The 12,483-nt window shown below is 53.3% G+C and carries 14 protein-coding genes; 4 read left to right on the top strand and 10 right to left on the bottom strand.

From position 1 onward, the window contains the following. Positions 1 to 389: 389 nt before the first annotated feature. Positions 390 to 992 (top strand): ANTAR domain-containing response regulator, encoded by a 603-nt coding sequence (locus BBD41_RS15610; RefSeq protein ID WP_099478123.1) that lies wholly within the window; start codon positions 390 to 392, stop codon positions 990 to 992. Positions 993 to 1,017: 25 nt separating this feature from the next. Continuing rightward, on the top strand, positions 1,018 to 2,076 hold the full coding sequence (locus BBD41_RS15605) for an anthranilate phosphoribosyltransferase (protein ID WP_099478122.1): 1,059 nt from the start codon (positions 1,018 to 1,020) through the stop codon (positions 2,074 to 2,076). Positions 2,077 to 2,233: 157 nt separating this feature from the next. Here BBD41_RS15605 and BBD41_RS15600 read toward each other — a convergent pair whose 3' ends face one another. Continuing rightward, entirely contained in the window at positions 2,234 to 3,328 is a 1,095-nt protein-coding gene (locus BBD41_RS15600; RefSeq protein ID WP_077568653.1) for a branched-chain amino acid aminotransferase, read from the bottom strand. Positions 3,329 to 3,455: 127 nt separating this feature from the next. On the opposite strand from BBD41_RS15600, the gene BBD41_RS15595 reads away from it, so the two are divergent. Then, entirely contained in the window at positions 3,456 to 4,346 is an 891-nt protein-coding gene (locus BBD41_RS15595) for a LysR family transcriptional regulator (RefSeq protein WP_077568654.1), read from the top strand. 164 nt (positions 4,347 to 4,510) lie between these two features. Here the strand turns inward: BBD41_RS15595 and BBD41_RS15590 are convergent, their stop codons facing one another. The 7 genes from BBD41_RS15590 to BBD41_RS15560 all read right to left on the bottom strand — a co-directional run bounded on the left by BBD41_RS15590 (position 4,511) and on the right by BBD41_RS15560 (position 9,655). Beyond that, positions 4,511 to 4,798 (bottom strand): hypothetical protein, encoded by a 288-nt coding sequence (locus BBD41_RS15590; RefSeq protein WP_077568656.1) that lies wholly within the window; start codon positions 4,796 to 4,798, stop codon positions 4,511 to 4,513. A 70-nt stretch (positions 4,799 to 4,868) separates the two neighbouring features. Beyond that, complete coding sequence (locus tag BBD41_RS15585) at positions 4,869 to 5,081, bottom strand: hypothetical protein (protein WP_077568657.1); 213 nt, start codon at positions 5,079 to 5,081, stop codon at positions 4,869 to 4,871. A 120-nt stretch (positions 5,082 to 5,201) separates the two neighbouring features. Beyond that, positions 5,202 to 5,738, bottom strand: coding sequence for a GNAT family N-acetyltransferase (locus BBD41_RS15580; protein ID WP_077568658.1), 537 nt, complete (start codon positions 5,736 to 5,738; stop codon positions 5,202 to 5,204). A 484-nt stretch (positions 5,739 to 6,222) separates the two neighbouring features. Beyond that, positions 6,223 to 7,140 (bottom strand): macrolide 2'-phosphotransferase, encoded by a 918-nt coding sequence (locus BBD41_RS15575; RefSeq protein ID WP_099478121.1) that lies wholly within the window; start codon positions 7,138 to 7,140, stop codon positions 6,223 to 6,225. A 576-nt stretch (positions 7,141 to 7,716) separates the two neighbouring features. Beyond that, complete coding sequence (locus tag BBD41_RS15570; protein WP_099478120.1) at positions 7,717 to 8,547, bottom strand: formate/nitrite transporter family protein; 831 nt, start codon at positions 8,545 to 8,547, stop codon at positions 7,717 to 7,719. An 82-nt stretch (positions 8,548 to 8,629) separates the two neighbouring features. Further along, positions 8,630 to 9,073 (bottom strand): cyanase, encoded by a 444-nt coding sequence (gene cynS, locus BBD41_RS15565; protein ID WP_077568663.1) that lies wholly within the window; start codon positions 9,071 to 9,073, stop codon positions 8,630 to 8,632. Positions 9,074 to 9,361: 288 nt separating this feature from the next. Beyond that, positions 9,362 to 9,655: a DUF6509 family protein gene (locus BBD41_RS15560; RefSeq protein WP_077568665.1), complete on the bottom strand. Its 294-nt coding sequence runs from the start codon at positions 9,653 to 9,655 to the stop codon at positions 9,362 to 9,364. Positions 9,656 to 9,852: 197 nt separating this feature from the next. Between BBD41_RS15560 and BBD41_RS15555 the strand changes: the two genes are divergently transcribed. Beyond that, on the top strand, positions 9,853 to 10,413 hold the full coding sequence (locus BBD41_RS15555) for a hypothetical protein (protein ID WP_099478119.1): 561 nt from the start codon (positions 9,853 to 9,855) through the stop codon (positions 10,411 to 10,413). Between the two features lie 99 nt (positions 10,414 to 10,512). Here the strand turns inward: BBD41_RS15555 and BBD41_RS15550 are convergent, their stop codons facing one another. Continuing rightward, the gene (locus tag BBD41_RS15550) at positions 10,513 to 10,983 is read right to left on the bottom strand and encodes a DUF3052 domain-containing protein (protein WP_099478118.1); all 471 of its coding nucleotides are present in this window, start codon (positions 10,981 to 10,983) and stop codon (positions 10,513 to 10,515) included. A gap of 127 nt (positions 10,984 to 11,110) precedes the next feature. After that, positions 11,111 to 12,172 carry a dual-specificity RNA methyltransferase RlmN gene (gene rlmN, locus BBD41_RS15545; RefSeq protein WP_099478117.1) on the bottom strand — a complete coding sequence of 354 codons (1,062 nt, stop codon included), beginning with the start codon at positions 12,170 to 12,172 and terminating at the stop codon, positions 11,111 to 11,113. Positions 12,173 to 12,483: the final 311 nt, after the last annotated feature.

Here is a 12,483-nt window from a genome sequence, read left to right as displayed (position 1 = left end):
TTACGATTTGGTTTTATTGCCCTTAACTATATATGACGCCTCTCCTTATGTCAACATTCATAACACTATAAATCGCCACAAAATAATTTTATCATACAATGTGTAAAGTTTTATCACGCAAATGATTAAACCAGAAAAATGTCCGTTATATCAGCTTTTATCCGAACTATAACAGGAATCCATCGACCACAAAACGTAAATTTTCCGAACGATTCACGAAGATTTCCTCTTTATGAAAAATTGAAAATACGTTATCATCATAAAAACACCTCATTTTCAATCACAAAACTCCGTTTGTTCCATGCACAAACTCACTGTTTATGTAATATTTTATAACATAGTTGATAGACATATGTTTATAAGTTTTCCTATAGGAGGGATTCCTTTAGATGCGCCGCTTACTCCTTATCCACGAACACGTCGCCCATGCTTCCAAACCGAATCAGGCTTCCGCCGAGGCCAGCGCCGTTGCTGAGGAGAACCTGTGCGAGAGCGGCTATCATGTATATACGGCCTGTTCAGCTGCGGATCTCCCTCGCTGCATCCACGAAATCGATGCGGCTGTCGTCCATCTGCCGATTGCCAGGATCGCCGGATGGCAAAGGAATCTGGAAAAATTGAAACCCGTCCCCTTGCTCTGGTGGTGCAGCCCTTACTCGGGCACATCCTCGGCCGATTATTGCCAAGACGACGCTCCGATCGACGGGATCCTCACCCCCTCCATGAGCCCATCCGAGCTTCATTGGGCCCTCCATGTCGGGACCAAGCAATTTCTCGACCGGCAGCAGTGGCACACCGAACGGCAGCAGCTTCGCTCCAAGCTGGAGGAACGGAAATGGATCGATATGGCCAAGGGAATCCTGAGCGATATCAACCGGGTCTCCGAGGCGGAAGCCTACGATATGCTCCGGCGCAAAGCCATGAACGAACGAAAACGAATTGTGGATGTCGCCACCTCCATCGTCAAGGCGCACCAGCAGCTCAAAGCATGATTCCAAGAATGGAGGTTGATGATGAATGACGATGATCAAGTTGCTGAAGGAAGTCGGACGGGGAAAACGAGGCTCTCGGGATTTGAATTATAACGAGGCCGTCTCCGCTGCCGAATGGATTCTCGAAGACAAGGCCACCCCGGCCCAAATCGGCGCCTTCTTTATGGCCGAACGAATGAAGATGGAAAGCGTCGAGGAATTGGAGGCCTTCATCAAGACCCTGCGTGACCGATCCTTCCGTAAAGCGGTCCATGCCGGACTCGATTGCGCAGGACCTTATGACGGCAGAAAAACATCCTTCTACGCCTCGTTTCCGACCGCCTTTCTGCTCGCAGCCGCCGGGCTGCCGGTTACGCTGCACGGCAGCGCCTCACTGCCCCCGAAATGGGGGGTTACGGTAAACGACCTATTGCTATGCAAAGGGGCTGATCCCGCAAGCATTTCGCGCGAGCAATCCATACTAGCCGCCGAGCTCACAGGCGTGCTGTTCGTGGATGCCGAGCAGTGGTGTCCTCCCCTGCGCTCTATCCGCCCGATCCGCGAGGAGATCGGCATGCGCACGATCCTCAACACCGCCGAGAAGCTGATCGACTTCTCGCACTCGCCCTACCTCGTGTATGGTGTCTTTCACAACACCGTCTTCGACCGGATGGCACAGCTGCTCCAAAATCTCCGTTACCGCAAGGCATTGATCGTGCAAGGCGCAGAAGGCTCGGAGGATCTGCACATCCATCGGGCAACCCGCGTGCAGCTGGTGCATCAAGGGCATTCCGAGCTTCATCTGATCGACCCCGAGCTGTTCGGCCTTGAGGCTCAGCTTCCGGAAATCGAATGGACCGCGGAAGAGCAGCTGCGGGTAACCGAGGAGGTTTTGCAGGGGAAGGGGCACATCGCGTTCACGAACCAAGTCCTCCTTAACGCTGCGGTAAGACTTCATCTCTGCGAGCGCGCCGCTTCCGTAGAAGAAGGACTGTACACTCTCAAATCCCTGCTCGATAACAGGCTGGCATGGTACGTCTACGACCGGTGGCTGCGTGCGCTGCTGGAGCATCCGGCGCAGGGCTCCGTCTCTTCAATCCGATAACAAAACAATCAGCCTGAACCCATCGGTTCCGCATAGGGACTGGCCCACTCATACCCCTATTGGAGGATAACTAAAAAGGACTGCAGCCAGGCCAATATCATCCGTAGGCCATATAGCTGCAGTCCTTAGGCTGCTGTATAAAAATGCCGTTCCTGTTTTAGGAATGCTTCGCCGCATCCGCCAGCGGCAGCTCGATCACCCAACCGAACGGATCTTCCAGAATACCGCGCTGAATGCCGGTAATCGCGTCATAAACCCGGCTCGACAGCTCCCCGGTTACGCCTTGACCGATCACCAGCTTCTCATCCTGCCATTCCAAAGACCCGATCGGTGAGATCACCGCGGCCGTGCCGGTGCCAAACGCCTCAACCAGCGTTCCGCTGCGGTGCGCCTCAATGATTTCATCGATGGAAATGGCCCGCTCCTCTACAGGAATGCCCCAATGCTGGAGCAGCTGGATGACCGAGCTCCGGGTCACTCCGTCCAGGATGCTGCCGTTCAGCGCCGGCGTAACGACCGTATCGCCCAGCTTGAAGAATACGTTCATGCTGCCGACTTCCTCGATGTACTTCCGATGCACGCCGTCCAGCCAAAGCACTTGGGAATACCCCTTCGCGGTAGCTTCATCCTGCGCTTTCAAGCCTGCCGCATAGTTGCCTGCGGTCTTGGCATTGCCTACGCCTCCCACAACGGCACGAACGTATTTCGGCTCTACATAAATGCCGACCGGATTGATGCCCTCCGCATAGTACGAGCCGACCACCGACAGAATGATCATGAATTTGTATTGCAGAGATGGAGCCACGCCCAGCACCGGCTCGGTCGCGATAACGAACGGCCGGATATACAGCGAAGTGCCCGGCTCGGAAGGAATCCAGTCCCGATCGACGAGAACGATCTGCTTCAGCGCCTCCAGCACCAGCTCCTCGTCCAGATCCGGAATGCTGAGTCGGCGGTTGGACAAGTTGAGACGCTCGATATTTTTGTTAGGACGGAACATCAGAATCCGGCGATCCTCGGTCAGATAAGCCTTCAAGCCTTCAAATACCGTCTGCCCGTAATGGAACACCTTAGCCGCAGGATCCAGCTGAATCGGCTGATACGGAACGATCCGCGGATCATGCCACCCTTGTTCCGCATCGTAATCCAATATAAACATATGGTCGGTAAAGACCGTGCCGAAAGCCTGGTTGTGATGGGCCGGCTTCGGTTTTGGGGACGACGTCAATTCAACGGGTATCGTGTAAGTCATTGTTTATACATCTCCTTATCTGCAAGCGTTATTAGTTGAATCATATCAATCGATACCCTATATTAAAAGTATCTGATTTATAGGGATATCATACCTTTTAAGTATAGAGAGGGGGCAACCTGAATCCATGGATATTCGCCAGCTCCGCTATTTCCTGACGATTGCCCGGGAGGGCCAGATCACCCGCGCTGCTAAACAGCTGAATATGGAGCAGCCGCCCTTAAGCCGGCAGCTGAAGCTGATGGAGGAGGAGCTTGGCGTCACGCTGTTCGAGCGAAGCGGCAAGCAGCTTCGACTGACCCATGCCGGCGAGCTCCTGCAGCAGCGAGCCGACTCGCTGCTGAATCAGTTCAATGAGACGCTGACGGAGGTAAAGGAACTTCATGCCGGCATCCGCGGCATGCTGTCCATCGGTGCGGTCGTCTCCTGCATCTCGCTGCTGCCGCAGCGCATCCACTCCTTCCGCCAAAAATACCCCGAAGTCACCTTCAAAATCCGGGAAGGCGACCATTCCCTTCTGGCCGACCAGCTGGACCAGCGCCATATCGAGCTTGCGGTCACCCGCCTCCCGTTCGAATCGCGCTTCGGGCCGGAACGTTACGCCGTGCTCCCCCTGCCCTCCGACCCGTTCGTCGCCGTCCTCCCCGGCAGCTGGGAAAGCGGGCCGACGCCAGGGCAAATCTCGATGCGCGAGCTGGCCGAGCATCCATTCCTGTCGCTAAAGACCGACCAGACCAAAGGCATGCATGAGCGGGTCATCCAGGAGTTCAACCGCAGCGGCCATCCGCCGCGTGTCATATGCGAATGCTCCAGCGTCGCGATCATCGTGGCACTGGTCGCCGAAGGAATCGGGGCCACGATTTTGCCGGCATCAGTCATGTCCTCCTTCGCCATCCCCAACATCCGGACGCTGACCATACCGAGCGCCGATTTCCAATCCGATGTCGGTATCGTATGGCTCAAAGATCATGTGCTGTCCAATCGGGCCCGACATTTTCTGAACACTTTTATAGAATAACATTATTGGAGGCGTATCGTCTCCTCCAGGTTTATCCGGCGCCGCGCCCATGGTCCGCAGCCTAGACACGGCCTCGGGTCTTTCCATACATCCTTCATGCCCGGATGTTCCACGAATGCGGCAGACAAGCAAGACAGCGTTGGCATTCTTTACAATTCTTCTCGTTATTCACCGCCGGAGAACGCCAATTCCGCAATCGTTCCGCAGCTTGTAAAACCGATATTGCGTAGAAGCCAGCGCTCCCGAACTTCCGCCGAAACGACGTCCTGCATCCACAGCCAGGCATTCCCCCGGGCAGACCTCGCAAAGATCATACGGCCATCGGACGACTTAAAGCTTGGCATCTCTGGCGCGGCTCCGATCAAATGGAGCAGATTATACGGAACCTCGTCCGCTTTGAAAGCCTCCCCTTCCAGCGCCTCATCCATGGGCACCAGCCTCCCCAGCATCATACTCCACCCTCTCCTCTCATTTCCCGGGCCGATAAACGACAAAAAGACTCCATCCCTATAGGGACGGAGCCTAGCTCCGCGTTACCACCCTGATTCGTACCGGCGCTTTCCGGCACGCACTCTTCGCCATCATCGATCCATGATGCCCCGGAATAACGACAGGGGACTCCCGGATCAGCCTCACGTCATCGACGATCGACTGATCTGCTCCGAGGTGATGGCCGTGCATCGCCGCTTCAGCTGCTTCGCACCAACCAGCAGCTCTCTGATTCGAAGCATCCATAGGATGCCGGCGTCCTCTTCAGCGCATTTGCTTGAAAATTTTATTCAGTTTAATCCGCTTGCGATTAGCTGTCAAGTCCGAAATTCATCCACCAACGGGCAGCCAGGTACAAATTCCGTCCTACTTGTTGGTGAACCGAAATACCAGCATTTCTCCCTTTTCCGGATGGACGCCATCCAGTTCGGAGTATTTTCCGCCTGTGTAGGTATTCAGCGTCTTGCGCCAAAAAATCTGGGTGCTCATATTCCGTTCCGTCGGGTTGGTCTGAAGCTCCCATGCGCCTTGGAACTGATCGAACACAAGCTCAGCCGCCCGCCGCGCTACACCTTGTCTTCGATAAGTCCGAAGCACAAAAAAGTCGCTTAAGTAATATTGAATATTTGCCGACGGAACCTGCGGCGGCGTAGAAACCAACGCGAAACCGGCCGCAACGTCATCCACCGTGATCAAATATGGAAAAAGAACCGACGGCTGTTCCCACCACACGTCGAGCAGCTTGCTCTGCTCGCTCAAGGTCGGCACATCCCCCTTCTCAAACACTCCATATCGGTTAGGATGGATCCCCCATATTTCAGCGATGTCATGCAAGTACAGCGGATAGAGGTTATGCAGAATAAATGACTGTTCTTTCGGGCATAAACGCACTTCAATATTCAAGATCAATCCCCTCCCTAATCCATCAATTCGTGTGGGCTACAATGCTGGTAAGTATGTTTAGAATAACATATTTCCCAGACCAAAATATCGACAAGTATGTAAATTCCGCAACCCATGCCATATACGGCCGTGGATCGCTCTCCGCCAGTCAATGCCGCTTCATGATCATTATATGACGAACAGCCTTTCCAAATATTTCTTGATTAGCCTGTAAATATCCTGCACGCATCCGGCAGCGATTTCAATGGTGGATCCTTAGGATCACTTCCCCGCCAGGATTATCGTTGCTTTTCCCAGTTAAAGAACCTTACCCTTTAAGGTTGTCATAAAATCAGAGGATTATGAGCACTTCCTAATAGCTTCCGCAAAAACCAGTGAATAAAAAAAGAGCCAACCGAATTTTCCATCGACTGGCTCTTGGGCTCAAGCGATTCCCTCCGGCATCCCGGATAGGCAGGGATCGTTGCATAAATGATGTTGCGTATTAGGTCAGCCCCAGCATGTTGCGGGCCATCGCGAGCACTTCTTCCTGTTCCGTCAGCAAAGCAAATTGTCCGACAGCCACCGGATACGCCGCATATTGCTCTACGATATGATCATACATCCGCGGCCATACCTTCCCGCCGGCCTGCTCGTATCGCTCCAGCAGCAGCTTCAGGTTTTCCTCGCCGTGTACGGCATAGTACAGAATGAAATCCTTGCCCGGATTCGTCACTTCAGCCTCCGTCCAATCCAAAAGCCCGGTGACTTGGACCTGACTGCCGATCAAAATATGCGGAGGATGGAGGTCGCCATGAATAAGCGACGAGTGGCCCGGCCAATAGGAGTCATCCCCGATCCATTTCTGCCAGCGCTCCCACAGCGCCGCGGATACTCCAAGGCGGCTGCGCACCTCCTCCATATTCCTAGCCATCTCTTCCCGGGCTTCCTGCGGACTCTTCACCCGAAGGCCGGCTACCCGGGCATCCTCGTGATCAATGCCGTGGAGTGCTGCCAGCGCCCCCGCCAGCGAAGCGATGAATCGCTCGCCCGGCTGCACGGGATCCATGTTCCACGCATAACCCTCCCCGCCGACGGATGCGGCGGGCTGACCGCTAAGCAGCGGATAAGCGATAAGCTCGGGCGTGTAGATCCGCCAATCCGGTACAGCAACCGGCAGACGAGGCTGAATCAGTTTAAGCACCCGCGCCTCATTATCCGCCCGTTCGAGCACATCCTCTCGCCGCGGCTTACGCAGCACCCAAGATACACCCTCGGCATCCTGGGCAATGCCGACCAGAAAATCCATTCCCGATTCATTCATTTCAATACCGTCAGGGCTCAATTGCACGCCGTGCTCCCCCGCGATCGTCACCATCTCCCGGATAACCTCGGAATAATCCTGAGAATGAGCTGTTGTCATATAAAAACGCCTCCTTGTTATCGTTATCAACATGCAAGCATCTTGAGTCAAAAACAACAAAAAGCACAGGCAAATCATCGCCTGTGCTCAGGTAATCGAAAACGGGGCGCTTGCTTCCGCCACGAGCCCTCTATGTCCGAGTGCACGAAAATAACCCAATCCGAAAGACAGCAAATGGCACACCAAGTCAGCACCGCCTGCTTCGGATGGAATAATCTATTCGACACTCATGACCATGGGTTACGTAAAATTGGCAGACCCATCCCGATTACCCTGCTTGAGCAGCAGGTCACTTCCACGCGTATTCCATTAGCCGCGAAAAGATCTCAATCGGGAAAAATCCAACACACGTAACCCTCCGTTCATTCTAAGTTGCATTCAGAGTAACAGATGGGAGCGGGTAAATGCAAGGGATATTTTTAGGTTTAATCATTCTTTCCCTTTCGTATTGATTTCAAGATAGCCGTATCTCTAGAAGAAGCGCCGCCTTCGTTACATAGGGGGCGACTGATCGACGGATACATATGGGGCTGACGGATTTCCGGAGCCCCATCCAGCCGGCTGCCGCCGTCACGGTTAGCTGGCCTTATGCGAGGAATTCAGCTCGACAACCGGCGGAACGACAGGCTTTTTTTGCGTCAGATACAGTGCAAGTCCCGTAAACAGGAATCCGCCGGCGATGTTGCCAAGCGTCACGGGGATTTGATTCCAGAGCCACCAATCCCCCAGCTTGACGCCCGCTCCCATCAGCATCCCGGTCGGAATGACAAACAAATTGACGACCGCATGCTCAAAGCCTTGGCCGAAGAATATGACAATCGGCAGCCACATCGCGGCAATCTTGCCGCCCGTGGTCTGGGAGACATTAGCCATGACGGCCCCCAGGCACACCATCCAGTTGCACAGCACCGCCTTTATAAACACCGTTCCCATCCCCGCCCAGCCAAGCGAAGCATAACCAACCGTTTTCGCTTCAGCAGCGCTCCTTATAAGATCAATAACGCCGCCCTCTTGTACATGTCCGAATTGCGTTACCGCGGCGTAATAGAGCAGGCCATAGCATGCCGAGCCGATGAGATGCCCGACAAATACCCACGCCCAGCTGGCCAGCATCCGCGAGACCGTTGTTTTCCTCTCCATAACCGCGAGCGGAATGAGGGCAAAGTTACCCGTAACCAGCTCCAGCCCTAGCAGCACAATAATGACGAATCCGGCAGGAAACAACAAGGCACCCGCCATGCCGATCCCCGTCTGGGCCGTCGCCGTAAAGGCCAGCGTCGTGGCACATCCAAGCAAGGCTCCGCCCAACAATCCCCGCAGCAGCATTTGGGCAACGGTCAGCTGCGATTTGGTCGTCCCCGCTTGAATCATGGCCTCTACTACTTGATCCGGCTTTACATATGACATGGTATATCCCTCCTTCTAGATGTATCGAAACCGCCGCGTAACGGGATGAAAGAAGAACGATCGACAGAGCAAACCGCATTCATTACCACTTTTTATATGGCAGGAACTTTCCGTTTAACGTCACGACCACCCGGTCTCCCTTCGGATCCTCCACACGCTGTATATCCATTTCATAATCGATCGCAGACATGATGCCGTCCCCGAATTTCTCGTGAATCAAGTCCTTGATCGCCGGTCCGTACACCAGCAAAATTTCATAGAAGCGATAAATGAGCGGGTCCGTAGGAGGCATGGGCACCGTCGTTCCCCGGTATGGAATAACAGTTAATGCCGCAACCGCTTCCGGATCCAGTCCAAGCAGATCCCCGACCTTGGCACTTTCTTCATTCGTCAGCGTTCCCTGTCCGAGCAGCGCCGTTGCCGTCCAGGCCTCCGAACGGTCGATTACGCTTGCGATATCGATCCACTTTAATCCCAATTTGCGCTTGGCCTCCATGATTCGTCCTGTGACCTCGGCTCTCTCCATGCATCATCTCTCCTTTGTAAAAGATAATCTTACGCAACTGACCAGTAGAAAACAATTATTATGTCATATTTTCGAACATATATCATGAGATTCTGGTGTGATTATACAAGAGTCATCGATTTTAAGTCAATATAATTAACATAATTCATTGGTAAATATTAACGAATTTCATTAAAACACCTAATTGATGTTATGTTTTATAACATTATAAGATCAAAAAAAGACACCCTTCTCAGGGCGCCCTCCATCATTGTTACCAATTTGTTTGCAAAAGAATACCGTTTTGAATCAGACCTCAACCTGCGCATGTTCTTTACAGAACGCGGCGAGCTCCTCCTCTTCTTCCGGCTCCATATCAAAATCAAGATACCGATCGGTCGTTCGCTCGTAGAAGTCATATTTTACGATTCGCGAATTCTCCCCGTCTTTGAGGAATATCACCCGCAAATAAACTCCCTGTTCGGAATAAAGCTCGTCCTCCTCCGGCACGTCCAGATCGCATACAAACTCATATCGCTGCCCAGCCAGGATCCCGAACGGATCTTGAATCAACTCTACGCTGTATTCCTTAATCGTCAGCATAAACCTCACCCTTTCTGTCACATTTCTACATTATAAACCAAGGAAGACCTTGTCACACCTTCAGGTAGGTCCTTGTTCCGGAGGACAAATGGATCAATTTCCGGTTCTCTATGCATCTATCTCTTACACCTGATCCTGCAAGTGTTCTACCATCAAGAAGAAGTCGTTCTGACGACTAAAAAAGGAGTTGACGCAAATTGCCGACCAAGGACCATCTGACGATTACCGTGGAGAAAGGCAATCACCGGTATTCTCTAACCTCTCCGCTTGGCGGGATCGAACGGTTTACCGTTGTCGTGAATGATCAATTCACTAATGCGCCGAACACGACGCAAATTGCGAGCGGGGCGGGCAAAAGCAGCGCTGCCGGGAACAACGCCGCGATCCGCTCTCCGTTTACGTACCAGCAAGAAAGCGTCGGCGCGGGCGGCATCGCCAAAAACCTCGGCCTGAAAAACTCGCTTCATCACGGCGCTAAACCGGATGGAAAGATTCCCAAGTCCAAGAAGCATCAGAAAGAAGTTGTATTCGTTATTAATAAGCAGGTGGTCAGGCTGCCGAGATCAGGCCGTGACAGCTCAGCCACCCAAATCGCAAGCGGTGCAGGAGCCTTCAGCACAGGCGGCACCAATTCAGCAATCGAAAGCCGGGGCACCCGGCAGCAGCAAGCCGTCGGCGGCGGGAGCGGCAGCAAGGCGATAAATCGGGATGCTCGCCGTAAAAAGATTCGATCCAAGTACCGCTCTCATCACGGATAGCGAAGCATATAGCCTTCTGCGCATCAACTAAGGAGGGACCCCCTGATCAGGGTCCCTCTCGTGTCATATCAAAGGGAAAGCTGCAGCCGCTGTCACGGGTTATTCCTTTTCCCCTTGGCCAGTCCGTTCCTTGCCCTTCGCGGTGGTAGCGAAAGATCTCGTCATCGTCTTGATCTGCTCCACCTTCCGATAACGGAGGGCCGACCAATCCTCGTCGATGGCAATCTGCCGCACCGGCTCATAGCCTTCATCCGCCAAAATGCCGGCGATGCTGTCCCGGCTGCAATCCGAGTTCTTGTAGGTCTTGGACGTCTTCTTCGGATAGCAGAGCCAGAGCAAGCCGTTATCCGTTACGGCACTCGCCGCAATCTTGGCCAGCTCCCGAAGCTGCTCGTTGCTTGCTCCGAACGCCTGAACGAAATCATAGGGCGCCTGCACCGGCTCCGTATAAACCTCCCCTTGCAGCGAGCGGACAACCTCCTGATAGGCCTCCGGCGCGTTCAAGATCAACACGGGTTGACCCAGGTCTTTATATTGCAGCTTTTTCACAACCGGATGGGTTTCCAGCATATTCGTTCATTCCTTTCACTTGATGTCATAGCAAGGCAATCGAGGTTCTCCAACAAGAAAAAAGCATATCCCGCTTAAGGCTATGCTTTCCCCGCAGCTCTTAAGGCAGCAGCCTCCGGTTGCCCGGTTAATGCGCCTTCTTGATCTGCTTGCTCCGCAATTGGCCGCAGGCGGCATCGATATCCGTGCCGTGCTCCAGCCGTACGCTGACGCTGATGCCCTGTTTCTTCAACGTATCGTAAAACGCGGTGATCGTCTCCTTGGAGCTCCGCTGATACTGACTGTGCTCATCGACCGGGTTGTACGGGATGAGGTTAACGTTCGCCAGGCTGCGACGCTCGCCAACCAGCTCCGCAAGCTCAAGCGCATGCTCCCGCTGATCATTGACATCCTTCAGCAGAATGTACTCGAGCGTAATGCGGCGCTTTGTTTTTTCCAAATAATAATCGATGGCCTCCATCAGCTTCTCGATCGGGATGGCCTTGTTGATCTTCATAATCCTTGTGCGCAGCTCATTGTTCGGCGCATGCAGGGAGATCGCCAGATTCGTATTCAGGTCGCTGTCCGCAAACTCGATGATTTTCCCGGCAAGCCCGCTGGTGGATACCGTGATATGCCGCGGTCCGATAGCAAGTCCCTTATGGTCCTTGATCACCCGGATAAAGTTCGCCATGTTGTCGTAGTTATCGAACGGCTCGCCGATTCCCATCACGACCAGGTGGCTGACCCGCTCATCTTGGTCTCGGCGGTCCAGATGAAGCTGAACCTGCATTACCTGCTCGACGATTTCCGCAGCCGTCAGATCCCGGCTCTTCTTCAGAAGGCCGCTGGCGCAGAAGCTGCAGCCAATGTTACAGCCAACTTGGGTTGTTACGCAGACGGACAACCCGAATTTATGGCGCATGAGCACCGTCTCGATCAGGTTGCCGTCAGCCAGCCTGAACAGAAACTTGACCGTCCCGTCCATCGACTCCTGTTTCGTATGCTCCTCCAGCGTCACAATCGCAAAGCGCTCCTCCAGCAGCTCAAGGCATGAAGGATGCACATCGGTCATCTCCGAAAATGCCGTAACCCGTGATCGGTACAGCCATTCCCATACCCGGGTCGCCCGGGACTTCTTATGACCCCGCTGGCCGAGCCAATCGACCAGCTGGTCTAATGTCAATCCATAAATGGATGGTTTATTCATGATGGATGTCCTCTTTCTATATAACTGCATTTATTATAAGGCATTGCCAAAATCTAAAGAGCTGTGGACCACGATCGTCCACTCTGTATTGTCCCAAAATTTCAGAGCGAACACAAGGGGAGTTATAGGCAATTCACGCTTCTTATCCGCAAATCTGGATTAATGACGTTGAAGTCCCAAGAGGACCCGAGCTATACGCCCCCTAAGGCGGAGCTGCTGCTGCGACTGCTTAGGAACGGATAAGGATCATAACGAAAAACCAAACACACCTCCCATGAAACCACCGGATCTTTTCCGTACATTTCATAAGA

The organism is Paenibacillus ihbetae, from assembly GCF_002741055.1.
GTDB classification, from domain to species: Bacteria; Bacillota; Bacilli; order Paenibacillales; family Paenibacillaceae; genus Paenibacillus_AQ; species Paenibacillus_AQ ihbetae.
Note: the sequence above shows the minus strand (reverse complement) of the source record. Positions and strands in the feature narration are given on the sequence as shown.